28 protein-coding genes and 1 riboswitch are annotated in these 26,751 nt (G+C 71.6%); of the genes, 13 read left to right on the top strand and 15 right to left on the bottom strand.

Translation table 11 applies throughout. The annotated features are described in order from the left end of the window. The first annotated feature begins 53 nt into the window (after positions 1–53). Together DRB96_RS22535 and DRB96_RS22530 are read left to right on the top strand one after the other, a co-directional pair. Positions 54–1,205, top strand: a complete 1,152-nt coding sequence (locus DRB96_RS22535; protein WP_112453643.1) for a hypothetical protein — start codon at positions 54–56, stop codon at positions 1,203–1,205. 14 nt (positions 1,206–1,219) lie between these two features. Next, complete coding sequence (locus DRB96_RS22530; protein ID WP_112450089.1) at positions 1,220–2,419, top strand: hypothetical protein; 1,200 nt, start codon at positions 1,220–1,222, stop codon at positions 2,417–2,419. 93 nt (positions 2,420–2,512) lie between these two features. Here the strand turns inward: DRB96_RS22530 and DRB96_RS22525 are convergent, their stop codons facing one another. Further along, positions 2,513–4,030 carry an oligopeptide:H+ symporter gene (locus DRB96_RS22525; RefSeq protein ID WP_112450088.1) on the bottom strand — a complete coding sequence of 506 codons (1,518 nt, stop codon included), beginning with the start codon at positions 4,028–4,030 and terminating at the stop codon, positions 2,513–2,515. Between the two features lie 496 nt (positions 4,031–4,526). On the opposite strand from DRB96_RS22525, the gene DRB96_RS22520 reads away from it, so the two are divergent. Then, the gene (locus DRB96_RS22520; RefSeq protein ID WP_112450087.1) at positions 4,527–5,204 is read left to right on the top strand and encodes a response regulator transcription factor; all 678 of its coding nucleotides are present in this window, start codon (positions 4,527–4,529) and stop codon (positions 5,202–5,204) included. A gap of 38 nt (positions 5,205–5,242) precedes the next feature. Next, positions 5,243–6,508, top strand: a complete 1,266-nt coding sequence (locus DRB96_RS22515) for an ATP-binding protein (protein ID WP_112450086.1) — start codon at positions 5,243–5,245, stop codon at positions 6,506–6,508. A gap of 9 nt (positions 6,509–6,517) precedes the next feature. On the opposite strand, the gene DRB96_RS22510 is transcribed toward DRB96_RS22515, so the two are convergent. Next, positions 6,518–7,051, bottom strand: a complete 534-nt coding sequence (locus DRB96_RS22510) for a GtrA family protein (protein WP_112450085.1) — start codon at positions 7,049–7,051, stop codon at positions 6,518–6,520. Positions 7,052–7,253: 202 nt separating this feature from the next. Between DRB96_RS22510 and DRB96_RS22505 the strand changes: the two genes are divergently transcribed. From DRB96_RS22505 to DRB96_RS22490, 4 genes are all read left to right on the top strand, one after another. Beyond that, on the top strand, positions 7,254–8,393 hold the full coding sequence (locus tag DRB96_RS22505) for a 5-(carboxyamino)imidazole ribonucleotide synthase (RefSeq protein WP_112450084.1): 1,140 nt from the start codon (positions 7,254–7,256) through the stop codon (positions 8,391–8,393). Beyond that, the gene (gene purE / locus DRB96_RS22500) at positions 8,390–8,926 is read left to right on the top strand and encodes a 5-(carboxyamino)imidazole ribonucleotide mutase (protein ID WP_112450083.1); all 537 of its coding nucleotides are present in this window, start codon (positions 8,390–8,392) and stop codon (positions 8,924–8,926) included. Before DRB96_RS22505 ends, purE begins: the two co-directional genes overlap by 4 nt. Before the next feature lie 41 nt (positions 8,927–8,967). Then, positions 8,968–10,149, top strand: coding sequence for a dipeptidase (locus DRB96_RS22495; RefSeq protein WP_112453642.1), 1,182 nt, complete (start codon positions 8,968–8,970; stop codon positions 10,147–10,149). A gap of 169 nt (positions 10,150–10,318) precedes the next feature. Then, the gene (locus tag DRB96_RS22490) at positions 10,319–11,392 is read left to right on the top strand and encodes a membrane dipeptidase (protein WP_112450082.1); all 1,074 of its coding nucleotides are present in this window, start codon (positions 10,319–10,321) and stop codon (positions 11,390–11,392) included. Here DRB96_RS22490 and DRB96_RS22485 read toward each other — a convergent pair. Together DRB96_RS22485 and DRB96_RS22480 are read right to left on the bottom strand one after the other, a co-directional pair. Continuing rightward, positions 11,358–12,656, bottom strand: a complete 1,299-nt coding sequence (locus tag DRB96_RS22485; RefSeq protein ID WP_112450081.1) for a glycosyltransferase family 87 protein — start codon at positions 12,654–12,656, stop codon at positions 11,358–11,360. The genes DRB96_RS22490 and DRB96_RS22485 overlap by 35 nt on opposite strands. A 129-nt stretch (positions 12,657–12,785) precedes the next feature. Then, positions 12,786–14,129: a UDP-glucose/GDP-mannose dehydrogenase family protein gene (locus DRB96_RS22480; RefSeq protein ID WP_112450080.1), complete on the bottom strand. Its 1,344-nt coding sequence runs from the start codon at positions 14,127–14,129 to the stop codon at positions 12,786–12,788. 250 nt (positions 14,130–14,379) lie between these two features. On the opposite strand from DRB96_RS22480, the gene DRB96_RS22475 reads away from it, so the two are divergent. Together DRB96_RS22475 and DRB96_RS22470 are read left to right on the top strand one after the other, a co-directional pair. After that, positions 14,380–15,552, top strand: coding sequence for an acyl-CoA dehydrogenase family protein (locus DRB96_RS22475; RefSeq protein ID WP_112450079.1), 1,173 nt, complete (start codon positions 14,380–14,382; stop codon positions 15,550–15,552). 113 nt (positions 15,553–15,665) lie between these two features. Then, positions 15,666–16,748, top strand: a complete 1,083-nt coding sequence (locus tag DRB96_RS22470; RefSeq protein WP_112450078.1) for an NDP-sugar synthase — start codon at positions 15,666–15,668, stop codon at positions 16,746–16,748. Between the two features lie 48 nt (positions 16,749–16,796). Here the strand turns inward: DRB96_RS22470 and DRB96_RS22465 are convergent, their stop codons facing one another. Next, entirely contained in the window at positions 16,797–18,158 is a 1,362-nt protein-coding gene (locus DRB96_RS22465) for an LCP family protein (RefSeq protein ID WP_112450077.1), read from the bottom strand. 106 nt (positions 18,159–18,264) lie between these two features. On the opposite strand from DRB96_RS22465, the gene DRB96_RS22460 reads away from it, so the two are divergent. Further along, complete coding sequence (locus DRB96_RS22460; protein WP_112450076.1) at positions 18,265–18,804, top strand: acyl-CoA thioesterase; 540 nt, start codon at positions 18,265–18,267, stop codon at positions 18,802–18,804. Between the two features lie 20 nt (positions 18,805–18,824). Here the strand turns inward: DRB96_RS22460 and DRB96_RS22455 are convergent, their stop codons facing one another. The 3 genes from DRB96_RS22455 to DRB96_RS22440 form a co-directional block, all read right to left on the bottom strand. Further along, a complete protein-coding gene (locus tag DRB96_RS22455) occupies positions 18,825–20,267 on the bottom strand; it encodes an LCP family protein (RefSeq protein WP_112450075.1) in 1,443 nt (480 codons plus the stop codon). Between the two features lie 257 nt (positions 20,268–20,524). Next, complete coding sequence (locus DRB96_RS22450; protein ID WP_112450074.1) at positions 20,525–21,430, bottom strand: hypothetical protein; 906 nt, start codon at positions 21,428–21,430, stop codon at positions 20,525–20,527. Between the two features lie 705 nt (positions 21,431–22,135). Next, positions 22,136–22,354, bottom strand: a complete 219-nt coding sequence (locus tag DRB96_RS22440; protein WP_112450072.1) for a hypothetical protein — start codon at positions 22,352–22,354, stop codon at positions 22,136–22,138. Between the two features lie 207 nt (positions 22,355–22,561). Between DRB96_RS22440 and DRB96_RS22435 the strand changes: the two genes are divergently transcribed. Next, on the top strand, positions 22,562–22,858 hold the full coding sequence (locus DRB96_RS22435) for a hypothetical protein (RefSeq protein WP_112450071.1): 297 nt from the start codon (positions 22,562–22,564) through the stop codon (positions 22,856–22,858). On the opposite strand, the gene DRB96_RS22430 is transcribed toward DRB96_RS22435, so the two are convergent. The 6 genes from DRB96_RS22430 to DRB96_RS22410 all read right to left on the bottom strand — a co-directional run bounded on the left by DRB96_RS22430 (position 22,809) and on the right by DRB96_RS22410 (position 25,602). Further along, positions 22,809–23,393, bottom strand: a complete 585-nt coding sequence (locus tag DRB96_RS22430; protein ID WP_112450070.1) for a hypothetical protein — start codon at positions 23,391–23,393, stop codon at positions 22,809–22,811. The two genes, DRB96_RS22435 and DRB96_RS22430, sit on opposite strands and share 50 nt — an antisense overlap. Before the next feature lie 111 nt (positions 23,394–23,504). After that, positions 23,505–23,735 (bottom strand): hypothetical protein, encoded by a 231-nt coding sequence (locus DRB96_RS22425; RefSeq protein ID WP_239516281.1) that lies wholly within the window; start codon positions 23,733–23,735, stop codon positions 23,505–23,507. Next, entirely contained in the window at positions 23,732–23,899 is a 168-nt protein-coding gene (locus DRB96_RS43855) for a hypothetical protein (RefSeq protein ID WP_204357791.1), read from the bottom strand. The genes DRB96_RS22425 and DRB96_RS43855 overlap by 4 nt, the downstream gene beginning before the upstream one ends. A gap of 96 nt (positions 23,900–23,995) precedes the next feature. Continuing rightward, positions 23,996–24,841 (bottom strand): helix-turn-helix transcriptional regulator, encoded by an 846-nt coding sequence (locus DRB96_RS22420; protein WP_343234559.1) that lies wholly within the window; start codon positions 24,839–24,841, stop codon positions 23,996–23,998. Between the two features lie 16 nt (positions 24,842–24,857). After that, positions 24,858–25,388, bottom strand: a complete 531-nt coding sequence (locus DRB96_RS22415; protein WP_112450068.1) for a DUF6879 family protein — start codon at positions 25,386–25,388, stop codon at positions 24,858–24,860. After that, positions 25,357–25,602 (bottom strand): hypothetical protein, encoded by a 246-nt coding sequence (locus DRB96_RS22410; protein ID WP_112453640.1) that lies wholly within the window; start codon positions 25,600–25,602, stop codon positions 25,357–25,359. The genes DRB96_RS22415 and DRB96_RS22410 overlap by 32 nt, the downstream gene beginning before the upstream one ends. A 159-nt stretch (positions 25,603–25,761) precedes the next feature. Continuing rightward, positions 25,762–25,909, top strand: a riboswitch (cobalamin riboswitch). 171 nt (positions 25,910–26,080) lie between these two features. Between DRB96_RS22410 and DRB96_RS22405 the strand changes: the two genes are divergently transcribed. Continuing rightward, positions 26,081–26,332 carry a hypothetical protein gene (locus DRB96_RS22405; protein WP_112450067.1) on the top strand — a complete coding sequence of 84 codons (252 nt, stop codon included), beginning with the start codon at positions 26,081–26,083 and terminating at the stop codon, positions 26,330–26,332. Between the two features lie 21 nt (positions 26,333–26,353). Here DRB96_RS22405 and DRB96_RS22400 read toward each other — a convergent pair whose 3' ends face one another. After that, positions 26,354–26,680, bottom strand: coding sequence for a hypothetical protein (locus tag DRB96_RS22400; RefSeq protein WP_112450066.1), 327 nt, complete (start codon positions 26,678–26,680; stop codon positions 26,354–26,356). Positions 26,681–26,751 lie beyond the last annotated feature (71 nt).

Below are 26,751 nucleotides of genomic sequence, written 5' to 3'. Positions count from 1 at the left end.
AGACCGGACGCGGCGGCAAGATCAGGGCCCTCGTCGCGGCGGGATGCGCGGGGCTGGCGGGACTCGCGCTCGGCGCGCTGACGCTGTTCCCGGCGGCACCGGCCGCCGCGGACGAGGCCAAGCCCGCCGTCGCCCTCTCGCTCAAGGAGGCCGCCAAGGGCACCGAGCTGTCGGTCACCGGCACCGGCTGGCGGCCCAAGACCATGGTGATGCTGCTGGTCTGCGGGCAGAACATGATCGGCGGCACCAACAGCTGCGCCAACGCCGACGGCATCGCCGTCTCGGTCGCCGACGACGGGAACTTCTCCGCCCAGCTCCCGGTGGTCGCGCCGCCCAAGCCCTGCCCCTGCGTCGTCAACGTCACCTCCGTCAACGGGGACCAGTCCACCGTCGCGGCCCCGCTGAAGATCACCGACCACCCGGTGGCCGAGCTGCCCGCGGAGGGCGGCACCGCCCGCCTCGCGATGCTCACCGGGGTCCGCCTCAAGGGCGAGGACGGGGTGCTGACCTGGTTCGGCGCCCCGCCGAGCCGCGAGTTCACGGTGACCGTCGGCAACCTCGGCTCCGCGCCGGTCAAGGACCCGGTCTTCCAGCTCGGCACCGCCCACGGGGTGTTCGCGCCGATCTGGGAGGAGGTCCGCTGGAAGGGCACGATCGCGCCCGGCGGCAAGGCGGAGATCTCCCTGAACGCGGCCCTGTCCGCGGGCGCCCACGGCGACTACACGGTCTCGCTCAAGTACGGCGAGACGGTCGTGGCCACGCAGCCCTGGGGCGTGGCCCGCCCGTACGGGGTGCTGCTGTTCTGGGGCCTGCTCCTCGTGGTGATCCCCGCGGCGGTCTTCCGGATCGGCATGGCCGTCGTCGACAAGGTCCGCCCGCGCGAGCAGGCCGGCGGCCGCCACCGGGGCTCCCGGATTCCCGACGCGGCGGCGGCGGTGACCACCCGGCTGCCGAGGATCGCGGCGGTACGGGGACCCGCGCGGGGTCCCGTACGAGGTCCCGCGCCGGCCCGCTCCGAACCGGCGGCCGGGCCCCCATCGACCACCACGGCGGCACTGCCGTGGTTCACCCCGGACAGCGCGCCGGGGACAACCGCACCATCCGAACCACCAGCACCACAGACACCACAAGCACCACACAAACCACATGCACCACAGACGTCCGCACCGTCTGAGAACAGTCCGACGACGAAGGGACAATCGTGAGGACCCAACGGAGGGTGAGCGCGGCCGCGGTCGCGCTGCTGTTCGGCGGCGCGGGCATCCTGCTGGCGGCTAGCCCCGCCCAGGCGGCCGACGTCTCCTACAAGGTGGAGTGCGTTCCGCCGGCGGGCGGTGGCGGCCCGGTCCAGGGCACGACCACGGCCTCGGTCACGGCCCCGGCCACCGCCAAGGTGGGCGACGAGGTCGAGGTGGTCTGGAAGACCGTGAAGCCGGCCTCGAACAACACCGACATCATGGATCTGGCCAAGGACAGCATCAAGCCGATCGGCTACGCGAAGGTCGGCGGCGCGCAGAGCGGCGAGCTGAAGATGGAGGGGACGCGGACCAACCCGCCGATCCCCAAGAAGGCCCCCATGGTCATCTCCGACATGAAGGCCAAGCTCAAGCTCACCAAGGCCGGCGACGTCACCATCTCGCCCGGCAAGTACGACGTCGACTGGAGCGGCCTGCTCACCCACTGCACCCCGCAGGAGGCCGTCGGGGTCGGCGTCACCATCAAGGTCACGGAAGGCGGCGGCGGCACCCCCGGCGGGAGCACCACCGGGACTCCGGGCGGCGGCGGCCAGACCGACTTCCCGGGCAAGGCCGTGGAGGTCGCCTTCGACTGCGGCGCCTTCCTGCCCGGGGGCATCAAGAGCCCGGTGACGATCAACGCCAAGAAGAACGGCGGCAACTACGACCTGACCGTCAAGACCGCCAAGGGGGCCATGAAGAGCCCGGCGGCCCTGCCGGCGGGGGCCCTGAAGCCCTCGATGAACATCAAGATCGGCGGCGGTGACAGCGGCACGGTCAAGGTCTCCGGTCCCGCGACCACCACGGCGATCGGCGCGGGCGACCCCGTCACGCTGAGCGATATGACCGGCACCTACAAGCCGGGCAAGACCGGCAAGGCGACGCTGAGCCCCGACACGATGACGATCGACGTCGTCATGGCCCCGGGCGCCACCCCGATCGTGGTGCCCTGCACCGCGACCAGCACCGGGGTCTCGCTGGAGCTCGACACCACCGCCCAGGCCGGCGGCGCCGCCGGCTCGCCCGGAGCCACGGGCAACACCTCCTCGGGCAACCTCGCCGAGACCGGCGCGGAGGACGAGGGCGGCATCAAGGCCCTCGCCCTGGTCGCCGGCACGGTGATGCTGCTCGGCGCGGCGGTCTTCACCTTCACCCCGTGGCGGCGCCTGCGCGGCCACCGGTAGGCCGCGGGCCCGCGGTCGCGGGCGGCACCCGGAACGACGGAACGGCCCGGCACACCATGCGGTGTGCCGGGCCGTTCCACGAGGCGGGACGCGTCAGTGGACGTCGCCCATCATCGTCTGGACCTTCTTGCGGTACATGTAGATCGCGAAGCCGGCCAGCGCCGCGAGCGCGGCCTGCATGCCGATGATCCCGGTCCCGTTCAGGTCCACCCCGGCGATCGAGAGCAGACCGGTGGTGCAGTCACCGGCGGTGACGGCGAGGAACCAGACGCCCATCATCTGGCTCGCGTACTTCTGCGGCGCCATCTTGGTGGTGACCGACAGGCCGACCGGGGACAGGCAGAGCTCGGCGATCGTCTGGATCATGTAGATCGAGACGAGCCACATCGGGCTGACCAGCGTGCCGCCGTTCGCCATGCCCATCGGGACGACGAAGACGAAGAACGAGCCGCCGACCAGGACGAGGGCCATCGCGAACTTCACGATGGTCGTCGGCTCCTGGTTCTTGCGCGCCAGCCAGATCCACAGCCAGGCGAAGATCGGGGCCAGCGTCATCACGAAGAGCGGGTTCAGCGACTGGAACCACGTCGAGGGGAAGTCCCACCCGAAGACCGTGTTGGCGGTGTTCTTCTCGGCGAAGGCGGCCAGCGTGGAGCCACCCTGGTCGTAGATCATCCAGAAGACGGCCGCGGCGACGAAGAACCAGATGTAGCCGTTCATCTTCGACTGCTCGGGGGCCGAGAGGTCCTTGTCGCGCTTGATGCGGACCAGGACGCCGACCGGGATCAGCAGACCCGCGACGGTCAGCGGGACGAGCGCCCAGTTCAGGGTGAAGACGCCGGTGAAGCCGATGATCGCGTAGAACAGCGCCGTGACGCCGACGACCGCGGCGACCTTGACGACGATCGCGTTGCGCTCCTGCGCCGACAGCGGGTTCGGGACCTGGCTGCTGACGGGGCTCAGGTGCTTGCTGCCCAGCAGGAACTGCGCCAGGCCCAGCGCCATGCCGACACCGGCGAGGGCGAAGCCCAGGTGCCAGTTGACGGTCTGGCCGACGGTGCCGATGACGAACGGCGCGACGAAGGCGCCGAGGTTGATGCCCACGTAGAAGAGGGTGAAGCCACTGTCACGACGAGGGTCCTTCGGACCGTCGTAGAGGTGGCCGACCATCGTGGAGATGTTGGCCTTCAGCAGACCGGAACCGGCCGCGACCAGCGCCAGACCGACGAAGAACATCGCCTGGCCGGGGATCGCCAGCGCGAAGTGGCCCGCCATGATCACGCCGCCGGCGATGGCGACGGTCTTGCGGGCGCCCCAGACGCGGTCACCGAACCAGCCACCGGGCATGGCCATGAGGTAGACCATGGCCACGTAGATGGAGTAGATGGCCGTGGCCGTGGCGGTCTTCATGGCCAGGCCGCCGCCCTGGCTGTCGGTCGCGGCGTCGACGCCGCCCGAGATCAGGTAGACGACGAGGAGGGCGCGCATGCCGTAGTAGGAGAAGCGCTCCCACATCTCGGTCATGAACAGAGTGGCCAGGCCACGGGGGTGTCCGAAGAAGGTCTTCTCGGTGGACGGGTCCGCCGAGTCCCTCGTCAGGCTGGAAGCCATGGTCGATCCTTGCTTGCTCGGGACGCGCGGCTTCGTGAGCTCAACGGCGCCCGGTGAGGGGTGGCCGGTACCGGCGGCGGGTTGTCCCGGCCCCACGCCCGGGGGCCTCGCTCCGCTCAGGCGGAGAGACGAGGGAACATCCGTAACCGGGATCCACGCCCTGCCGCGCTTCATCGCGCGAAGGGCCCGGCCCATAGGTCATTCACTGTCATCGGCCCCGAAGTGGGGGGGGTGCGACCACAGTGCCTGTCCGATCAGGACAGAAATAGAGACTTTCGGCTGGTTATTGGCCGAAAGTCTCTCAGATAGTGCATCAGGCGTCTCGACACCATACGACACGACAGTGCCGCATATGAAAGCACTTGAGAGATGGATCACAGGTTCGCGTGGAACCATCCGGGTACTTTCGAAGGCCGTCAGTCGTTCATAAGACCAGATCGGCAGGGGTGTGCAGGCGGGCCCCTTCTTTCACCCGCCGCGGACTACCATCACCCACATGACGCGTGTACTGCTCGCCGAGGACGACGCATCCATCTCGGAACCCCTGGCCCGCGCCCTGCGCCGGGAAGGGTACGAGGTCGAGGTCCGGGAGGACGGCCCCACCGCCCTGGACGCGGGACTGCAGGGCGGCGTCGATCTCGTCGTCCTGGACCTGGGGCTGCCGGGCATGGACGGCCTGGAGGTCGCGCGCCGGCTGCGCGCCGAGGGCCACGGCTTCCCGATCCTGGTCCTGACCGCCCGGGCCGACGAGGTCGACACGGTCGTCGGCCTGGACGCCGGCGCCGACGACTACGTGACCAAGCCCTTCCGCCTCGCCGAGCTGCTGGCCCGGGTCCGCGCCCTGCTGCGGCGCGGCGCCACCGAGTCCGCCCAGCCCCCCGCCACCCACGGGGTGCGCATCGACGTCGAGTCGCACCGCGCGTGGATGGGGGAGGAGGAGCTCCAGCTCACGGCGAAGGAGTTCGACCTGCTGCGGGTCCTCGTGCGCGACGCCGGCCGGGTCGTCACCCGCGACCAGCTGATGCGCGAGGTCTGGGACACCACCTGGTGGTCCTCCACCAAGACCCTCGACATGCACATCTCCTGGCTCCGCAAGAAGCTCGGGGACGACGCCGCGAACCCCCGCTACATCGCCACCGTGCGGGGAGTCGGTTTCCGCTTCGAGAAGAGCTGAGCGGCCGAGTCCGCTCCCCGTGGGGCATTCTCTAAGCCATGCGCCGCCGTCTGATCAACTCCACGCTCGCCGTGGTGCTCGTCGTCATCGCCGTCTTCGGGGTCTCCCTGGTCATCGTGGAGACCCGGACCATCACCAGCAGCGCCCAGGACCGCATCGAGTCCGAGGCGCTGCGGCTGGTGGGCATCGTCGAGGGCAGCGTCCTGGAGAAGCGGCCCGTCGACGCCGACGCGCTCGCCGAGCAGCTCGACGCCGGCCGCTACGCGCGGATCACGGTCCCCGGCCGCGAGCCGGTCGAGGTCGGCCGCCGGATCGAGGAGAGCGTCATCCGGGGCACGGCCCGCGGCGAACAGGGCGAGGTCGTGGTCGTCGAGCAGTCCCGCTCCACCGTCACCAAGGAGGTCGGGCGGACCCTGGCCGTCGTCGGCGCCGTGGCCCTGCTCGCCGTCGTGGCGGCCGTCCTGCTCGCCGTACGCCAGGCCAACCGGCTGGCCTCCCCGCTCACCGACCTCGCCGAGACCGCCGAGCGGCTGGGATCCGGCGACCCGCGGCCCCGGCACAAGCGGTACGGGGTCCCCGAGCTGGACCGGGTCGCCGACGTACTGGACTCCAGCGCCGAGCGGATCGGGCGGATGCTCACCGCCGAGCGAAGGCTGGCCGCGGACGCGTCCCACCAGCTGCGGACCCCGCTGACGGCCCTGTCGATGCGGCTGGAGGAGATCACCGTCACCGACGACCTGGAGACCGTCCGGGAAGAGGCCACCATCGCCCTCACCCAGGTGGAGCGGCTCACCGACGTCGTCGAGCGGCTCCTGACGAACTCCCGGGACCCCCGCACGGGCTCCGCGGTCCCCTTCGACCTCGACGAGGTCGTCAAACAGCAGCTGGAGGAGTGGCGGCCCGCCTACCGCAGCGCCGGCCGGGCCGTCGTGCGCTCGGGCAAGATCGGCGTCCGCGCCGTGGGCACCCCGGGCGCGGTCTCGCAGGTGCTGGCGACCCTGGTGGAGAACTCCCTCATGCACGGGGGCGGCACCGTGGCGCTGCGCACCCGCGTGATCGGCAACCAGGCCGTACTGGAGGTCACGGACGAGGGACCCGGAGTCCCGCCGGACCTCGGCAACCGGATCTTCGAGCGGGCCATCAGCGGCCGCAACTCCACGGGCATCGGCCTCGCGGTCGCCCGGGACCTCGCCGAGGCGGACGGCGGCCGCCTGGAGCTGCTCCAGGCGCAGCCGCCGGTGTTCGCGCTGTTCCTCAGCCGGACCGCGCCGGAACCCACCGAGTCGCGGGACACGGTCCGCTGACGCGGCCGGTCAGTTCGCGGCGGTCTCCGGGGTCCGCGCCGGGGCCCCGGTCTGGCCGTCGCGCTGCTCGACGACCAGCGATGACGCGGCCGGAGCGGGCAGGGCCTTGAAGACCCAGGTCCGGTAGGACCAGAAGCGGAACACCGTGGCGATGGCGATGCCGGAGAACTTGAAGAAGTTCGAGGCGAGCGGGGCGTTCCAGCCGAAGCCGTAGGTGGCCGTGAACAGGATGCCGTTCTCGATGACCAGCCCGATCGCGCTGAAGGCGATGAACAGGGTCAGCTCGCGGGTGCGCCCGGACCCGGTGCGGTCGGCACGGTCCCGGTAGGCGAAGTAGCGGAAGCCCAGGTAGTTCGTCGTGATGGCCACCAGGGTGGCTATCACGCTCGCGCGCACCACCTGCAGGTCCGTGAAGTGCCTGATCAGGTTGAAGACGCCCAGGTTGACCAGGACCCCCAGCCCGCCGACGGCACCGAACCTCGCGACCTCGCGCGTGAGTCCGCGCACGCGGTCGAGGGCAGATCCGTTCTCCGGCTCGCTCATAAGAGGCTTCAGTCCTGTCCCTCGGGCCCCCCGTATGAGGCGTCACGCGTTCTGCTTCGGCCCGCTCATGTTAAGTGTCACCCCGTTGGTACGTCTGCGCCTTCGGACGCCGTGCGACACACGGCACACTCGCCCCGCCCGCCACCGGGTACCGGCCAGGGCCGTGTCCGGATGGCGGAATACCGCCGGATACCCTGGAGGAGTGACGTTCCCGGTAGTCGGCATGGTCGGCGGCGGACAGCTCGCCCGCATGACCCACGAGGCGGGTATCCCCCTCGGCATCAGATTCAAGCTCCTCAGTGACACCCCACAGGACTCGGCGGCCCAGGTCGTGAGCGACGTCGTCATCGGCGACTATCGCGACCTGGAGACGCTGCGCGCCTTCGCGCGCGGTTGTGACGTGATCACCTTCGACCACGAGCACGTGCCCATCGCGCACCTGCGGGCCCTGGAAGCGGACGGCATCCCCGTCCGCCCGGGGCCCGACGCGTTGGTGCACGCCGCCGACAAGGGGGTGATGCGTGCCCGGCTCGACGAGATCGGCGCGCCCAGCCCCCGCCACCGGATCGTCGCCGATCCGGCGGACGCGGCGGCCTTCGCCGAGGAGGTCGGGGGCTTCCCCGTCATCCTCAAGACGGTGCGCGGCGGCTACGACGGCAAGGGCGTGTGGTTCGTCCGCAGCCAGGCCGACGCGGAGGCCCCGTTCAAGGCGGGCGTCCCCGTCCTGGCCGAGGAGAAGGTGGACTACGTCCGCGAGCTCGCGGCCAACATCGTGCGCTCCCCGCACGGCCAGGCGGTGGCCTACCCGGTCGTGGAGTCCGTCCAGGTGGACGGCGTCTGCGACACGGTGATCGCCCCCGCACCCAACCTCTCCGAGGCGCTGGCGGGCGAGGCCCAGGCCCTGGCCCTGCGCATCGCCAAGGAGCTCGGGGTCACCGGGCACCTGGCCGTGGAGCTCTTCGAGACCGCCGACGGCCGGATCCTGGTCAACGAACTGGCCATGCGCCCGCACAACAGCGGCCACTGGACCCAGGACGGCGCCGTCACCTCCCAGTTCGCCAACCACGTGCGGGCCGTCCTCGACCTGCCGCTGGGCGACCCGCGCCCCCGCGCCCGCTGGACGGTCATGGCGAACGTCCTGGGCGGGGACTACCCCGACATGTACGCGGCGTACCTGCACTGCATGGCCCACGACCCCCAGCTGAAGATCCACATGTACGGCAAGGACGTGAAACCCGGCCGCAAGGTCGGCCACGTCAACACCTACGGCGACGACCTGGACGATGTGCTGGAGCGAGCACGTCACGCAGCCGGCTATCTCAGAGGATCCATCACCGCATGAGCACCTCCGCAACAGCTCCCGTCATCGGCATCGTCATGGGCTCGGACTCCGACTGGTCCGTCATGGAGGCCGCCGCACAGGCCCTCGACGAGTTCGAGATCCCCTACGAGGTCGACGTGGTCTCCGCCCACCGGATGCCGCGCGAGATGATCGCGTACGGGGAGCAGGCCGCCGACCGCGGCCTCAAGGTGATCATCGCCGGTGCGGGCGGGGCCGCCGCCCTGCCCGGCATGCTCGCTTCCGTCACCCCGCTGCCGGTCATCGGCGTACCCGTCCCGCTGAAGTACCTCGACGGCATGGACTCGCTCATGTCGATCGTCCAGATGCCCGCAGGGGTTCCCGTCGCCACCGTCTCGATCGGCGGCGCCCGCAACGCCGGGCTGCTGGCCGTACGGATCCTGGCCGCGCACGACCCGGAGCTGCTGGGCCGGGTCAACGACTTCCTGCAGGACCTCAACGACCAGGCCACCGAGAAGGGCAAGCGGCTGCGCACGAAGGTCGCGGGCCAGGACTCCTTCGGATTCGGCAAGTGACCCCGGCCCACGGCGCGGGCGCGGCGGACGCCGCCCGGCACCTGGACGCGGCCCGCGAGCTGCTCGCCGAGCACCCGGTCGTCGACGGGCACAACGACCTGCCCTGGGCGCTGCGCGAGACCGTGCGCTACGACCTGGACCGCCGGGACATCGCCCGCGACCAGAAGGGCCACCTGCACACCGACATCCCCCGGCTGCGCGCCGGCGGGGTCGGCGCGCAGTTCTGGTCCGTCTACGTGCGCTCCGACTACGCGGGCGACGAGGCGGTCAGCGCCACCCTGGAGCAGATCGACGCCGTCGCCCAGCTGATCGACCGTTACCCGCGCGACCTGGTGCGGGCGCTGACGGCCGACGACATGGAGGCGGCCCGCGCCGAGGGCCGGATCGCCTCGCTGATGGGCGCCGAGGGCGGGCACTCCATCAACAACTCGCTCGCCACCCTGCGCGCCCTGCACCAGCTCGGCGTGCGGTACATGACGCTCACGCACAACGACACCATCGACTGGGCGGACTCGGCGACCGACGAGCCCCGGCACGGCGGCCTGAGCGACTTCGGCCGCGAGGTCGTCCGCGAGATGAACCGGATCGGCATGCTCGTCGACCTCTCGCACGTCGCCGCGACCACCATGCGCGACGCGCTCGCCGTCTCGGCCGCGCCGGTGGTCTTCTCGCACTCCTCCGCCCGGGCGGTCTGCGACCACGTGCGCAACGTCCCCGACGACGTGCTGGCGCTGCTGCCGGCCAACGGCGGGGTCGCGATGGCCACGTTCGTGCCGAAGTTCATCCTCCCGGCGGCCGTCGAGTGGACCCTGGCGGCCGACGAGAACCTGCGGGCGCACGGCCACCACCACCTCGACACCACCCCCGCGGCGATGGAGCTGCACCGCGCCTTCGAGGCCGGGCGCCCGCGCCCGGTGGCCACGGCCGCCACGGTCGCCGACCACCTGGACCACATGCGCGAGGTGGCCGGCGTCGACCACATCGGCATCGGCGGGGACTACGACGGCACCGCCTTCACCCCGGCCGGGCTCGACGACGTGGCCGGTTACCCGAACCTGGTCGCCGAGCTGCTGGCGCGCCGCTGGTCCAAGGCCGACCTGGCCAAGCTGACCTGGTCGAACGCGGTACGGGTGCTGCGCGACGCCGAGGACGTGGCGCGCGCGGAGTCGGCCTCCCGGGGCCCGTCCAACGCGGTGCTCCCGACCGTGCTCCCGACCGCCTGACCGGTCCGCCCGGCGGAGCCGGCGAACCGGGTGCGACCTGCGGGTTACACCCGAACGCCACATCCGCCGGGCGCCTCCGGCGTCCCACGTGTCACGGTGGCCACATCTCCCTGCTTCTCTCCCCGCTGCTTCCCGTACGAGCACAGCCGCCGAGACCGGAGCGAACGTCATGGCCGACCTTCAGGACGAACCGCAAACGAGCCCGGCGACCCCCGTGGGCCCGGGCTCCCTCGGAGCCGAGGACACTCCCGCAGCCCTGCTGCCGGGCGCCCTGGACCGGGCCGCCGCGCTGCTGTCCGTCCACCCCGTGGCGGACGGGTGCAACACCCTGGTCTGGACCCTGCGCCAGAGCCCGTACCACGACATCGACACCCCCGACTCGGGCGTCGACACCGACATCCCGCGGCTGCGCGCCGGGGGAGTGGGCGCCCAGTTCTGGTCGCTGCTCACACCGCGCGAGGCCGCGGCCCCCGACCAGGTGGTGTCCGACACCCTCGAACAGATCGACGTGGCGCTGGCCCTGATGCGCCGCTACCCCGACAGCCTGTGCCTCGCGCTGAACGCCGACGACCTGGCGGACGCCCGCAACCGGGGGCGCATCGCCTCGTTCCTGGGCCCCGTACCCGGCCGCACGCTGACGGACTCGCTCGCCACCCTGCGCGCCTTCCACGCACTGGGCGTACGGATCCTCGCGCCGGCCGGAGCCGCGTGGGCCATGGAGGGCCTGACGGCCTTCGGCCACGAGGTGGTGCGCGAGACGAACCGGCTGGCGATGCTCCTCGACCTCACCGGCTGCCCGCCGGCGGCGGCCTGCCAGCTCGCCGCGGCCTCCAAGGCGCCGGTGATCATCTCCCACACGGCGGCGGCCGCGCTCAATCCGCACCCCGACAACGTCACGGACGAGGTGCTGCTCGCGCTGGGCGCGGCGGACGGCCTGGCGATGGTCAGCTTCGACACCGCGCTCACCGGGGACTCCCTGCACGCGGTCGCCGACCACGTGGACCACGTACGGGCCGTCGCGGGTCCGCACTGCGTGGGCCTGGGCGCGGGCTTCGGCGCCGAGCTGGGCACCCCGCGGCCGGCGGGCCTGACCGATCCCTCGGGCTATCCGCGGCTGATCGCCGAACTGCTGGACCGGGGCTGGCCGGAGGCCGATCTGGCCCTGCTCACCTGGGGCAACGCCCAGCGGGTGGTGCGGGACGCGGAGTTCACCGCGCGGGCCGCGCAGCACCGTCGGACGTGACGCTCGCCCGCCACAGGCGGGCGCAGGACAGGACGGCGGCGTAGCCCAGCACGCCGTTGCGCACGCACAGCAGGAAGGTGCCGAAGCCGGTGCCCGGGAGGATCTCCGAGCCGTAGGTCAGCGGGTAGATCGCCGTGCTCAGCGCCGTGGCGGCGACGATCAGCCAGGCCACCGGCCGCTGCGTGGTGTGCCGGCAGGTCAGGCAGACGGCGGCGAGGCCGACCAGCCAGATCAGGTACTGCGGGCTGAGCACGCGGCTGGTGATGGTGAAGACGAGGATGGCGCACAGTGCGGCGTCCAGCGGGGTCGCGGTCGACCAGCGCCGGGCCTTCACCCGCCACAGCAGCAGCCAGCCGAACCCGACGACCGTGAGGGCGACGGAGAGCATGGCGACGCTGGAGACGTACGGGCCCAGGTACTCGTAGGCGCCGTAGCGGACCTCGATCTTCCCGGACCAGGCGCCGATGAGCTTGCCGAACATCAGGGCCGAGCCGCCCAGCGACTCGACCTGGATGCCGCGGTTGCCCTGGTTGCCCAGGAAGCCGAGGGTGTCGCGGAAGAACAGCGCGAGGACCGCGAGGAGCACGGCCGCGGACGCCACGGCGGAGACGACCGCGTCGCGGGTGGTCCGGCCGCGCGGGGTCCCGATCAAGGCGAGCAGCGGCCACACCTTGACCAGCGCGCCGATGCCGGCGAGGACGCCGCCGAGCTTGCGGCGAAAGCGCAGGCACAGCAGCGAGCCCACGGCGAGCAGCGTGACCTGCAGGTCGTAGCGCCCGAAGGGCAGCGACAGCAGCAGCGGCAGCGTCGTCAGCCACAGCACCGCGCCGGCCATGCTGCCGTCGCTGCGGCGGGCGGCGCGGACCAGGCCCACGGCGATGAGCGCGTCGCAGATGACGGTCAGGGCGACGAAGGCCTGGAAGTAGCTGAGGAAGGGCAGCAGGTCGGGCGACAGGAAGATCGCCGCGGCGGCCGGCGGGTACTGCCACATGACGTCGTCGTGCGGCATCGTGCCCGTCACGAGGACGTCGTACCAGTTGTTGTACGTCTGGGTGATCTCCACGCGCACGGAGGACGTGCCGTGCAGGTTCACCACGAGGAGGACCACCATCAGGGTCCGCGTGGCCAGCCAGAAGCCCGCCATGGCCAGGTGGCCGGCGCGGCCGCGGAGGGCGGAGTCGACGGAGCCCCGCCCGGCACGCGGGGCCGGCCCCGGCGCGCCTGCGGTGGGGCGGACAGGGCTGCTCGTGCTCGTACTGGTCATCGGCGGTGAGTCTAGCGATCCATTGCGCACGGCCCGCGTGGCTATGGCCAACAATCCGGTGACGAGATGCGGGGCCGGACATTCCGCGGCGTGCGGTGGTGCGGTCGTACTGGCGTACGCCGGTACGGCTCAGGCGCGGGGGCGGCCCATGGCGCGGTAGGTCCAGCCCGCCGCGCGCCAGCGGGCCGGGTCCAGCGCGTTGCGGCCGTCGAGGACGAGGCGGTCGGTGACGACCTCGCCGAGGTCGGCGGGGTCGAGGTCGCGGAACTCGCGCCATTCGGTGAGGTGCAGGACGACCTCGGCGCCGCGGGCCGCCTCCAGGGCGGAGCCGGCGTAGCCGAGGGTGGGGAAGACGCGGCGGGCGTTGTCCATGCCCTTGGGGTCGTAGACGGTGACCTGGCCGCCCTGGAGGTGGATCTGCCCGGCGACGTTCAGGGCGGGGGAGTCGCGGACGTCGTCGGAGTCGGGCTTGAAGGTGGCGCCGAGCACGGCGACGCGCTTGCCGAGGAACGAGCCGCCCACGGCCTCGCGGGCCAGCTCCACCATGTGGCCGCGGCGGCGCATGTTGATGGAGTCCACCTCGCGCAGGAAGGTCAGGGCCTGGTCGGCGCCCAGCTCGCCGGCCCGGGCCATGAACGCGCGGATGTCCTTGGGCAGGCAGCCGCCGCCGAAGCCGATGCCGGCGCGCAGGAACTTCTTCCCGATCCGCTCGTCGTACCCGATGGCCTCGGCCAGCTTCAGCACGTCGCCGCCGGCGGCCTCGCAGACCTCGGCCATCGCGTTGATGAAGGAGATCTTCGTGGCGAGGAAGGAGTTGGCGGCGGTCTTGACCAGCTCGGCGGTGGGGAAGTCGGTGACGACCAGCGGGGTGCCCTCCCCCATGGGGGTCGCGTAGACCTCCCGCAGGAGCTTCTCGGCGCGCTCGCCGTCGACGCCGATGACGATCCGGTCCGGGTGCAGGGTGTCCTGGACGGCGAAGCCCTCGCGCAGGAACTCCGGGTTCCACGCGAGCTCGACGTCCTCGCCCGCCGGGGCGAGCGCGGTCAGCTTGGCGGCGAGGCGCTCGGCGGATCCGACGGGCACCGTGGACTTGCCGACGACCAGGGCGGGCCGGGTCAGGTGCGGGGCGAGCGATTCCACGGCGGAGTCGACGTAGCTCATGTCGCAGGCGTACTCGCCGTGCTTCTGCGGGGTGTTCACGCAGACGAAGTGGACGTCGCCGAAGGCGCCGACCTCCTCCCACGAGGTGGTGAAGCGCAGCCGGCCCGTGGAGCCGGGCAGCCCGGCCACGTGCGTGCGCAGCAGTTCCTCCAGCCCCGGTTCGTACATGGGCACGCGGCCGGAGGCCAGCATCTCGATCTTCTCCGGCACCACGTCCAGCCCGAGCACCTCGAACCCCAGCTCGGCCATGGCCGCGGCGTGCGTCGCGCCGAGGTATCCGGTGCCGATCACAGTGATCTTGAGGGGGGCCATGGGTGCTCCTGGAGGTGCGGGGCCGTTTGCGGCAACCGAGCATAGTCGCGCGCACGGCCGGGGATGCATTCCGGCGACGGCCCCCGGCGTCGGGCGGGCCCCGGGCGGGCATCGGGCCGGACGCCCCGGCCGTCACCACAGCTGTCACGCAACTCACGTGCGACGCCCGTGACGCGGTCGGCGGCCGGACACTAAGCTGGGGCTACTTAACGGTAGTTAACACCACGCACCACCTGGGGAGTGAGAGATCTTGGCGGGTTCTGCCGACTTCGACCTGTACCGCCCGGCCGAGGAGCACGACATGCTCCGCGAGTCCGTCCGCGCGCTCGCCGAGGCGAAGATCATGCCCTTCGCCGCCGCGGTCGACGAGGAGTCCCGCTTCCCGCAGGAGGCACTCGACGCCCTGGTCGCCAGCGACCTGCACGCCGTCCACGTGCCCGAGACCTACGGCGGCGCGGGCGCCGACGCCCTCGCCACCGTGATCGTGATCGAGGAAGTGGCCCGCGTCTGCGCCTCCTCCTCCCTCATCCCGGCGGTCAACAAGCTCGGCTCGCTCCCGGTGATCCTCTCCGGATCCGAGGAGCTCAAGGCCAAGTACCTCGGCCCCCTCGCCAAGGGCGACGCGATGTTCTCGTACGCGCTCTCCGAGCCCGACGCGGGCTCCGACGCCGCCGGCATGAAGACCCGCGCCGTGCGCGACGGGGACTTCTGGGTGCTCAACGGCGTCAAGCGCTGGATCACCAACGCGGGCGTCTCCGAGTACTACACGGTCATGGCCGTCACCGATCCGGAGAAGCGCTCCAAGGGGATCTCGGCCTTCGTGGTCGAGAAGTCCGACGAGGGCGTCTCCTTCGGCGCGCCCGAGAAGAAGCTCGGCATCAAGGGATCCCCGACGCGCGAGGTCTACCTCGACAACGTCCGCATCCCCGCCGACCGCATGATCGGCGCCGAGGGCACCGGATTCGCCACCGCGATGAAGACCCTCGACCACACCCGCATCACGATCGCCGCCCAGGCGCTCGGCATCGCGCAGGGCGCCCTGGACTACGCCAAGGGCTACGTCCAGGAGCGCAAGCAGTTCGGCAAGCCGATCGGCGACTTCCAGGGCGTGCAGTTCATGCTCGCGGACATGGCCATGAAGATCGAGGCCGCCCGCCAGCTGACCTACTCGGCGGCCGCCCGCTCGGAGCGCGTCTCCTCCGGCGGCCCCCACGAGGACCTGACCTTCTTCGGCGCCGCGGCCAAGTGCTTCGCCTCGGACGTGGCCATGGAGGTCACCACCGACGCGGTCCAGCTGCTCGGCGGCTACGGCTACACGCGGGACTACCCGGTGGAGCGAATGATGCGCGATGCGAAGATCACCCAGATTTACGAAGGCACGAACCAGATCCAGCGGATCGTCATGGCACGGAACCTGCCGTAACGGGCAGTGTTGCCCGGGGCGGCCCCGACAAGGGCCGCCTCGGGCCGTTGGGGGTCCCCCGGATGGGCTAGCTTTGGACCTCGTACGCCCGGAACCGGTTGGGGAGAAAGCTCATGACGGAAGCGATCCTGCTGGTCGGCGGGCAGGGGACGCGTCTGCGCCCCGTCACCGTGAACACCCCCAAGCCGATGGTTCCGGCCGCGGGTGTTCCCTTCCTCGCGCACCAGATAGCCAGGGCCGCCGCCGCCGGTGTCACACACATCGTGATGGCCACCTGCTACCTCGCCGAGGTCTTCGAGCCCTACTTCGGGGACGGCGCCGCCTTCGGCCTCACCCTCGAGTACGTCGTCGAGGACGAGCCCCTGGGCACCGGCGGAGCCATCCGCAACGCCGCCGAGCGGCTGACGGGCGGCCCGGACGACCCGGTCCTCGTCTTCAACGGCGACATCCTCACCGGCCTGGACATCGCCGGCCTGGTCGAGTCCCACAAGGCGGCCGACGCCGACGTCTCCCTGCACCTGGTGCGGGTCGCGGACCCGCGCGCCTTCGGCCTGGTCCCCACCGACTCCGAGGGGCGGGTGCTGGCCTTCACCGAGAAGCCGCAGACCCCCGAGGAGATCACCACCGACCAGATCAACGCCGGCTGCTACGTCTTCCGCCGCAGCGTGATCGACACCATCCCGGCCGGCCGCTCCGTCTCCGTCGAGCGCGAGACCTTCCCCGGCCTGCTCGCCTCCGGCGCCAGGCTGCAGGGCGTCACCGAGAACACCTACTGGCTGGACCTCGGCAAGCCCGAGGCCTTCGTCCAGGCCTCCGCCGACCTCGTGCGCGGCGTCGTCTCCTCCCCGGCCGTCCCCGGCCCCCGCGGCGAGGCCCTGGTCCTCCCGGGCGCCGAAGTGGCCGAATGCGCCGTGCTCTCGGGCGGCACCGTCGTCGGAGCCGGCGCCACCATCGGGGCCGGAGCGGTCGTCGAGGGCTCCATCGTGCTCGCCGGCGCCAGCGTGGGCCCGGACACCCGGGTGAGCGCCAGCCTCATCGGCGAGAACGCCTCGGTCGGCGCGCGCACCGTGCTGGACGGCGCGGTCATCGGCGACGGAGCCGACGTCGGGGCCGACAACGAGCTGCGCGCCGGCGTGCGGGTGTGGTGCGAGGCCCGGGTGCCCGCCGCCGCGGTCCGCTTCTCCTCGGACCGCTGAGGCCCCTGCCGGGCGGCCCCGTCACAGGGGCCGGCCCCCGGCGCCCCGTCAGTTCCCGCGGACGGTGACCTTCTCGTCCTTCTGGATCTGCTGGACCAGCTGCTGCACCTTCGCCTTGTCCCAGACGAGGTTGCCGCCGCGCTGCCCGGAGATCGGCATGTTCATCGAGACGCCGTCACCGCCGTTGATGCCCTTCATCGCGAAGAACATCTGGCCCATGTCCCACAGCGACATGTCCTTGTCCACGATCAGCGTGTCCAGGCCCGCGCCCAGCACCGGGTAGAGCGTGAACGGGTTCATGACCGACGAGGGCGTCGCCGCCTGGCTCGCCAGCGCCGACAGGAACTTCTGCTGGTTCTTGGTCCGCTGCAGGTCCGACTCGGCGAAGGCGTACCGGGTGCGTACGTAGGCCAGCGACTGCTCGCCGTTCAGCGTCTGCGTGCCCTCCTTGAAGTCGGCCCCGGACTTCTCGTCCTTGAACCCCTTCTCGATGTTCAGCTCCACCCCGCCCAGCGCGTCCACGATGTTCGCGAAGCCGGCGAAGCCGATCTCCGCGTAGTGGTCGATGCGCAGGCCGGTGTTGAACTCCACCGTTCGCACCAGCAGCTCGGGGCCGTCCTCGGCGTACGCCGCGTTCAGCTTGACCCGCCGCCCCTGCGCGGGGAACTTCTTGCCCGAATCCGAGCCGACGAAGGAGGGGATCTCCACGTCCGAGTCGCGCGGCAGCGAGATCATCGTGTTCCCGCTGGAGCACTTCGCCAGGATCATCATCGAGTCGGTCCGCTTGCCCTCGGCCGAGCCCGTGTGGAGCTTCTGCTTCTCCTCGGCGGTCATGCCCTCGCGGCTGTCGGAGCCCACGATCAGGTAGGTCGTGCAGTCGCCCTCCTTCGGGCGCTCGATGACCTGGGAGAGGTCGACCTCGCGGCGCACGTTGGAGTCGGCCCAGAAGTACGTGCCGACACCCGTCACCAGCAGGCCCGTGACCAGCACGATCGACCCGATCTTGATCCGCTTGCGCCAGTCCACGACGACCCGGACGGGGACGGGGCCGCCGCCCGGCCCGGTCCCGCGCGGCCCCGCCGGCGGCCTCGGCGGACCGCCGTGGCCGCCGCCCGCGGGCGTTCCGTAGACCTGGCCGGTGTTGTAGCCGCTGTCGAACGAGCCGTCCTGCTGCCCGGGCACGTACGCCGGCCGGGCCGGACCGCCGGGTCCCGCGGGCGGCTGCACCGGCCGACGGGGCTGCTGCGGGGGCTGCGGCGGCTGCTGGCGGGCCGCCTGCGGGCCGGGCCGCCGGACGTGCCGCATCCGCTGCGCGCCCTCCGGCTGCGCCTGGCCGCTGCCGCGTCCGTACCCGTCATCGCGGCGGCCGCGCTCGTCCTGCTCGCCGCTCAACCCGTCCCAGTCACTCATGTGCCCAAGAATGCCTGGCCGGGCGTGTCGCCGAACAGCCCGGGAGGGTGTTCGTACCGGTGCTGTTGCAGAGCTGATGCCCGCGGACCGCACTTAAGGTGGCCGTATGACAGAGATACCGGGCGAGCCGGCGGGGAAGCCCACCTCGGCTTCCCGCACCACCCTCAGCCACATCATGACCGCCAACGACACCAACCTCCTCGGCACCGTGCACGGCGGAGTGATCATGAAGCTGGTGGACGACGCGGCCGGTGCCGTGGCCGGCCGCCACTCCGGCGGCCCGGCGGTCACCGCGTCCATGGACGAGATGGCCTTCCTGGCCCCCGTCCGGGTCGGCGACCTCGTCCACGTGAAGGCCCAGTGCAACTGGACCGGCCGCTCCTCCATGGAGATCGGCGTACGCGTCCTGGCGGAGCGGTGGAACGAGTCCACCCCCGCCACCCAGGTCGGCAGCGCCTACCTCGTCTTCACCGCCGTGGACGCCGAGGGCAAGCCCCGCCAGGTCCCACCGGTGCTCCCGGAGACCGAGCAGGACGAGCGGCGCTACCAGGAGGCCCAGATCCGCCGCACCCACCGCCTGGCCCGCCGCCGCGCGATCATGGAGCTGCGCGAGCAGCGCGCCGCCCAGGGCTTCGACGAGCTCTGAGCCGCCGCCCGCGGGCGGTCCTACTTCCCGCAGACCACCTGGTCGCCGGTGACCACGCCGAATTCGCCCTGGTACGGGTCCTCCGCGCGCACCGGCACCACCTTGCGGTAGTCGGCGCCCGCGATCACCACGACGGTCCGCCCCTGCCCCGGCACGGCCCGCAGCTCGCTGCCGGGCAGCGCGGTGGACACCGTACGGGCCGAACGGTCCCAGCGCGGGTCGTACGTGATCACCGTGCGCTTGACCTCGCGGCTCGCGCCGTTGCCCGGGGCGCGGGTGGTGTCGAAGCCGGTGGCGCGCAGCGCCGAGTCCACCCGGGTGCCCAGCCCGTCGATCCGGGTGCCGTTCTCCACCTGCACCCGGACCTGCCGGGGCGCCACGTCCACCGGCACCGCCGGCTGCGTCCGCGCCGGCCGGCCGGGGGCGGGCGCCCGGGCCGGGGCCATCGGCCGGTCCTCGCGCAGTGCCTCGAAGAGCTTCGCGGCCTTCGCCTCGTCCCATTTCACCGTGGAGCCGAGGCCCTTGACCCGGAAGGAGGCGTCGCCGAGGGGCACGGAGGCGAACTCCGAGGAGGACGGGGTGAAATCGCGCATCGCCTGCCCGAGCGCCAGCATCTGCTGCGAGCCGAAGCCCCGGTCGGCCCGGACCGAGCCGAGCAGGGTGGAGCTGACCTCCTTGAACTTGACCGGGTTGAGCAGCACCCCGCCGCCGGTGGCCTGCTTGATCAGGGCGGCGATGAACCGCTGCTGGCGCTGCATCCTGCCGAGGTCCGAGCCCCCGTCGACATGGCGCGAGCGCACGTACTGCAGGGCCTGGCCGCCGCTGAGCCGGTGGGTGCCGGGGAGCAGGTCGAGGCCGGTGTTGGGGTCGTGCATGGTCTTGGCGGTGCAGATCTCGACGCCGCCCATCGCGTCGACGGTCTTCATGAAGCTGGTGAAGTCGACCTCCAGGTAGTGGTCGATCTTCACGCGGGTCATGTTCTCGACGGTGCGCACGGTCAGGTTCGGCCCGCCCTCGGCGTAGGCGGCGTTGAGCTTCACGGGGTGGGCCCCGTGCTGCTTGCGGCCGGCCTCGTCCCGGTGCGCGGGCAGTTCCACGTAGCTGTCGCGGGGCAGGCTGACCACGCTGGCCCGCGTCCGGTCGGCCGAGAGGTGGACCAGCATGACGGTGTCGGTGCAGTGGCAGGGGGCCCCGCCGAGCTTGTACTCGCGCTTCTCCTCGGCGGTGATCTTGTCGCGGCCGTCGGTGCCGACGAGCAGGAAGTTCACCCCGTGCCCGGCCTGCGGGCGGTTCTTCATGTCCTTGAAGGGGTCCACCCGCTCGATCCCGGTGTCCAGCCCGGTCATCACGGCGTGCCCCAGGGCCCCGGAGCCCAGGACGACCACCGACAGCCCCGCCGCGAGCCGGACCCCCCAGCGGGGCTTGTCCGCCCGGCGTCTGACCGGACCGCCGGGCCGCGGCACGCGCTGCGACGGCCGGGCCGGCCGTCGCCCGGCCGCCGTCCTCGGTCTCGCGTATGCCCGCCCTGCTCGCCCGGACACGCGGACACCGCCACCCGCGTCGCGTCGGCTTCCCGGGGACCGGTTGCCACGGGCCTGTCGGGCCCCGCGGTGGCACCCCGTTCGACAGCCCCCTCCCTGGCCACCATTCGTTGGAGCGGGCCTTCTCCCCACACCCCTCATCCACCCCACCCATTCACTGCCCGGAGCCTCCGTCCCAGCTACCCGTCCAGGCGGCGGTAGCGCCCGGCGTGTACTTCGATCCGGCGGGCGACGCCGGGGTCCGCGATCGTGAGCGGTCGTACGCGCAGGAGCCCGCTGGCATCCGGGGCAGGCTCTCCGGGCGGGAGCAGCCCGGCGTCCTGGGCGACGCCGTCGATCCACCGGCCGCTGGGGCTGAGGCGGCCTCGGAGTTGGCGCACGACCGGGGCGGCGCCGAGGTAGACGACCCGGCGGCGGGCCTGTTGGTAGGCGCGCAGGTTCGCCCGCAGCTCGCTGTTGGTCTTCGGGGTGAGTTCGACCTCGATGGCGACCACGGGCCCTCCGGGCGGGACGAGGACCAGGTCCGGCCAGTGGACCGCGCGGGTACCGGCGGGGACCGCGAGGGTTTCCCCGCGCCGTGCGCCCTCGGGCACCCCGGGGACGCCGAGGTCCGCGAGGAGCTCCGCCGGCCTCCCGGGGACCGCCTCCGCCGCACGGACCTCCCGTTCCGTGAACAGCACGTTCCCGGCCGCCTCCAAAGCAAGCCCGACGTCGGCCAGCGCCAGGCGGTGCAGCATCCGCTCACCCGGCCGGGACGGCGCCGACAGCCCGGTGCCCGCGATGCGCGCTCCGCGCTCGGTGGTCCACACGACGGTGCCCGCCCACCTCACCTCCGCGGAGCGGTCCAGGAGTCCGGCCTCCGCCATCACCCGGGTCCGCAGCCGTGCGGTCTCGAGTCTCCCGCCCCAGCACGCGGCGGCTGCCTGGTGCAGGGTCAGCGTCCCGTACCGCGTCGCCAGTGCGAGCAGCTTCTCGTCGGCCTCGGTGCGCATCCAGCCGTCGCCCCGGGTCTCCCCGGTCCCGCGCACCGTGCGCCGGCGCTCTGCCCGTACCCGGTACGCCCCCGGCGTCTTCTCCATCTCCATGGCCTTCTCTCTGTCCTTACTTGGCACGCGCCACCGCTGCTCGTGGTGACGTGAGAGGCACTGTGACCTGCGAAGAGGACAGGAAGCCGTACAGGTTTCCTCCACGCCTGCCTGGAGCAGGAGCCGGAGCACCAGGCGGCGGAGGCCGACCGCTCCAGGCGTACAGACGGAGAGCGGATACGAGGACGTCGCAGGGGCTGGCCGGCTACCCGGAGGACTTCAGGCGGTCGACGCCGCAGATTTCGCAGGCGCTCACACCTGACTCTGCGAGGACGACCCGCGCCTCATCACCACTCAGGACTGCGCCGCCATCAGCGGGAAGCCAGCAGCCGGCATGGTGAACCGTCCGGGCGCCGGGAACCAGGCCTCCTGGACACACGATCCAGCGGTCTCCGGAGGGCGGCCAGACCCCTTCGACGTACGCCGAACTGGACGGTCCACGGACGGCAGCCTGCACCGTTCCCCGGGTACGGACGGCACGGTAGGAGACGCCCGCCAGGGGCCGCACGTGAGTGGAGGGCAGCGTGATCTGATGCTCCGCGGCCTCGACGACTCCGCCGTCCCGCTCCTGCCACACCGTGAGCGTCACCTCGCCCAGCCACGCACCTGCAGGGGACCTGGTCCATCCCCGCAGCCCGCCGACCAGCGCCTGCCCGTCCGGCAGCAGCACCCTGACCGGGGGCGGGCCCTCCGCGTCGTTGCCCCTCACACCGCGCGGGCCCGGCGCAGCAGCTCGGTACGCCGAGCAGGCGAGCATCCGGGAGCCGCCCAGTAGGGGTGGGCGGCCAGCACGCCGGACAGGTCGATGAGCCGGCGACGCAGGTCTGTGGAGCCCTGTGTAGGGGTGAGCCGGGCGAGCGCCTCGTAGGTGCGGATCCACTCGTGCTGGAGGCGGATCAGGTCGTGGGGGAAAAGCGGAGCCATCTCCTCAGTAGCTCACATGTTCGATTTCAAGGGCAAGGTGACATCTCTGGATGACAGGCCATTGACCCTGTTGGGTCCAATGGGTCTGATGTCATCTGATCAGTTACGGAAGGCACGGCGGAGCCCACCCCAGGGCTCCGGGGTGGGCTCCGTCCTCGTTCGTGTGGTTGGCCTCCAGAGGGTGCTGGGGGGCGCTACGGTGCCGGAATGAGTGAGCCCTTCGCCTCGGGCGAGGACCATCCGGCGTGCGGGATCTGCCCCTCGAAGCGGCTGCCGCGCGAGGCCTTCGTGGTCTACGACCGGCCGTCCTGGGAGTGCCCGTTCAACCCGGCCGACGGCTGGCGCTACACCGCCGACGGCACCCCGGCCTGTGTCCACCCGCACAAGATCGGGGTGGAGCCGGACCGGATCGCACCGCCGCCGAAGCCGATCGCGCTGGACGACGAGCCGGCGGCTACGCCGCGGCCGCGAAGGCGATGGCTGCCTTCTTTCCTCGCTCGGTGATGCCGATCTCGGCGTAGAGGCCGTCCAGGATCCGGCGGCGGCGCTCGGTCTCGCCGGCGTCGATCCAGAACCGTTCGTTCACCGGGCCGAAGGCCGCGCGGTAGCACTGGTGGGTGAAGTCGCCCGGGACCCAGGTTCCGCCGGACATCCCGTCCTCCATGTCCGTGGCGTGGACGAAGAGGATGCCGGTCCGCCTCTGGATGCGGGACATGACGGTGAACTGGGCGATCAGCGCGTGCGACATGACGTCGACCGGGACCGGCAGCGCAAGTTCGGCGGCCTTCTCGTCGAGGCCGGTGAGCTCGTACATCGCGGACTTCAGCGCCATGGCGCGCATCGTCTCAACGAACAGTGCCGGGGCGTCCGCGAAGGCGTCGTAGCGGTCGATGACGGTGTACCCGAAGCAGTCGGTCCAGTCGCTGTTGTACTTCGCGCAGCTCTCCCACAGGCGGCCGAATTCGGGGTCGGCCTCCCAGACGGCGAGGATCTCCCGGGCTCGTTGGGCGACGGTCTCGGGCTGGATGACGGTGGTCATGGAGGTGCCCTCTCTGCGGTCGGATGTGGTGCCCGTACGCCCGTGGTCGGGCTGGTACGGCGGTGCTGGGCTCCACACCCGGGGTCGGTCGTCCGCCCGGGTGCGGAGCGGTCAGGGGGCCCCGTGGGGTTCGATGTTGCCCACGGCGGTCGGCAGCTCGCGGCCGCCGGTCTCGGGGAGGATGTAGGCGCGGCGGGTCCAGTGCGGGCCGGTGTGGGTGTCGACTTCCTCGAGGACGACGGCCATCAGTTCGCCCTCGGTGCCGGAGGCGATGTCGCGGACCCGGTGGCCCAGCAGCGGGTGTTCCTCGCGGCCCAGGGCGAGCTCGGCCTTCTCCTTCACGCTTCGCCCCCGTCGGTGGCGCTCTCCTGCTCCTCGTCCTGGTCGCCGAGGAAGCGGGCAAGGCCACGGTCCGCGCGGGCCAGCAGCTCGGGGGAGGGGGTGCCGTAGGCGGGCTGTGCCAGGGTCCACTGGGTGGGCTCCGGGCTGTTGGTGGGTGCGCTCATCAGGGGGCCTCCGTGCTGCCGGTGGAATCCCAACACCCTTGAAGCTAGGGATCCGGACAGAGGCCGCTCAACGTTCTTGCGGAAAATTGCGGACCTTCACCCGTGCGCTGCGGCGGCCCGCTGGATCAGGGCGATGGCGCCGGCCCCGTAGACGGCGGTTGCGGCGAGGTCGGCGAAGGCCTGCTCGTAGGTGGCGACCTCGCCGGGCGCGGTGATGGTGACCCGTGCGGACAGCAGCTCGATGCCGACCTGGACGTCGTCGTAGATGGTGAAGGACTCCATCGACCACAGCGGCCGCGGGGCGCGGGTGGCGACCACGCCGAGGGAGATCTGCGGCAGCCTGGCGAGCTCGGCCAAGTGCTCCAGCTGGGCGGCAATGGTCTCCGGGGCGGCGATGCGGGAGTGCAGAACGGATTCCTCGATGAGGAAGGCGAACTGGCGGCCGCGCTTGTGCAGGACCCTGGACCGCTTCACCCGGGCCGCCGCTGCGGCCTCGACGTCGTCGGCAGCACCGTGGAACGTGCCGTACGCGGTGATGACGGCGGCCGCGTACTCGGGTGTCTGCAGCAGGCCGGGGACGACGTGGGAGCAGTACACGCGGAAGGCGCGGGTGCGCTCGACCAGGGGGACGATCTCCTTCTGCAGGCTGGCCAGCCCGGCCCGGTTCAGGCGCTTCCACTCCACGTACATGGAGGTGGCGCTGCGGGCGGCGGCGATCAGGTCCTCGGCCTGGCCGTCGGCGCCGCAGGCCGTACACCAGGCGCGGATGTCGGCGTCGGAGGGCAGGGCCCTGGTGTTCTCGATCCGGGAGGTCTTCGCCGGGTGCCAGCCGCACGCGACCGAGAGCTGGTGGCCGGCCAGACCCGCGTCCAGGCGAAGGTGCCGCAGGCGCGTGGCGAGCGCGGTGCGGGCGGCCTGGGCACTGGACAGGGGCGAGGTCATCAGCGTGTTGCTCCGGCTAGGGCTTGTAGTCCTCGTAGGGGACGGCGCGTTCCCACACGGCCGTGAACGCGGCCGCGCACAGTGCGGCGACGGTGGGGTCGTCGGACATTTCTCCTCCGGCGGGGGTGCCGTTGCCGGTGAAGTGGTTCCAGCGGATGAGGCGGCCGTCGATCAGCCAGAAGTCGTTGCCGGGGAGCGCGATGTCGGAGGCGTGGCGGCGGGGCAGGTAGCGGATCTCCTCGCCGGCCGCGATGTTCACCACCGCCCCGGCGTGGCTGTACTCCGAGTAGTCCGACAGCGGCTCGGAGACGATCCGGGCCCGCCGCACGGTCACCCCGCGGGCGACGGTGCGGCGGACCAGGCCGGTCCAGAACGCCCAGTAGTCCGAGTCGGGGTCGGTGTTGCGGGTACCGGTGGTCAGCCAGTCGGCGAAGCCGGCGGACTCCGCCGCGACTCCGTACCCGTCGCGCATCTCCAGGTGGAGGGCAGAGTGCTGGGCGCCGTCCAGCAGGACGTCAAAGCCCGGCACGACGTCGTTCTGCTTCATCGCACGCCTCCCTCAACAGCGCCGCCATCCGCGCGGGGATCCGTACGACGCCCTCGGTAGGCGGGATCGATCCCGTCTTCAGGCACTGGGCGAGCAGCGCCTCATCCGCATTCCAGCCCTGGATGACCACGTCAGCCGTGTCCTCGTCGACCCACACCGTCGGGCACTGCCCGGTGTCGGAGTCCGGGTCGATACCGATGAACCGTAGTGCCATGACAGCCTCCTGCATCGCTCTGCTTGCGGGAAATTGCGCTCATCCCAGTGGAGCAGGAAGCCGGGCTCGCCGACCAGAGAACGACCCGAACGCGTGCCTGGAGCCCTTCCTGGACAACCGGATCGGGTCCACCGACGCGCGTCGGCCGGGCATCCATGAACGGATCGGTTGATGGACGGCACGGCCTGTAGAATCAGGCTGTTGGACGACGCAGGGAAATCCGGTGCGAATCCGGAACTGTCCCGCAACGGTATCCGCCCCAACTGGGTGGGGAGTCCGAGGACCTGCCGACCAAGAGTGCCGTGCGACGTGCCCGGCTCTTCTCGGCTGGGCTTCGGGACGCACCTCAAGAACCATGATCCGTGATGGATCGGACGGCTTTGCTGTCCAACCCCGAGTCTCTCCACAGAAGAGCTGAGGTCTGCGTACGCAGACGAGTCGCCGCCGTTCGACGGCGGTCACAGCTTGGAGGAACTTCGTGACCATTCAGATCGCCCCGCTGGCGGCCCTGCTCATCGTGGTGGCCTTCGCCATCGGCATCGTGGTCTTCAAGTACACGGCGAAAAGCCAAGGGGCCGACGGCCGTGGCGACCTGGTGGCGTCGATCGCCTCCGGGGCGGCCGTGGCCACCCTCCTTGGGCTTCTGCTGACCCCTGGGTTCGGACAGGAGGCCCCGGCGCGCTCCGAAGTGCCCGAGGCAAACCCGGGTTCAGCCAAGCCCATCCGGTAGCGCTCGCGGGGGTGGCTGGTCTCAGGCGATGTCTTCGCAGTCGGAGAGGATCTCCTGGTTGCTGCGGACCTTGAGCCAGATCTCGGCGGTGGCGGGCACCACGGTGTCGCCGGACGTGGCGACCACCGAGGCGACGTCCCGTACGGCCTCGGGGCTCAGCCTCCAGTCCCGGGTGACGTGGCTCTCGGGGCAGGTGATCCAGGCGTCGGCCCCGCGCGCGGTGAACGTCAGACCTGTGCGGGCGTCGCACTCGCGGCAGAGCGCCGGCATCCGAGACCAGTGCCCCGATGAGGAGTCGGTGAAGACCGCTGTCCCGGCGGTACGCACCTCGTACTGCTCCGTGTCCATGCGCGCCTCCCGTTGCTGGTCTTCGTGTCCGCGTACATCATCCTCGTCGTGGCCCGAGTTGGTGCACCCCT

The organism is Streptomyces sp. ICC1, assembly GCF_003287935.1.
In the GTDB taxonomy this organism is placed as follows: domain Bacteria; phylum Actinomycetota; class Actinomycetes; order Streptomycetales; family Streptomycetaceae; genus Streptomyces; species Streptomyces tritrimontium.
This window is presented reverse-complemented; position numbering and strand designations above follow the sequence as displayed.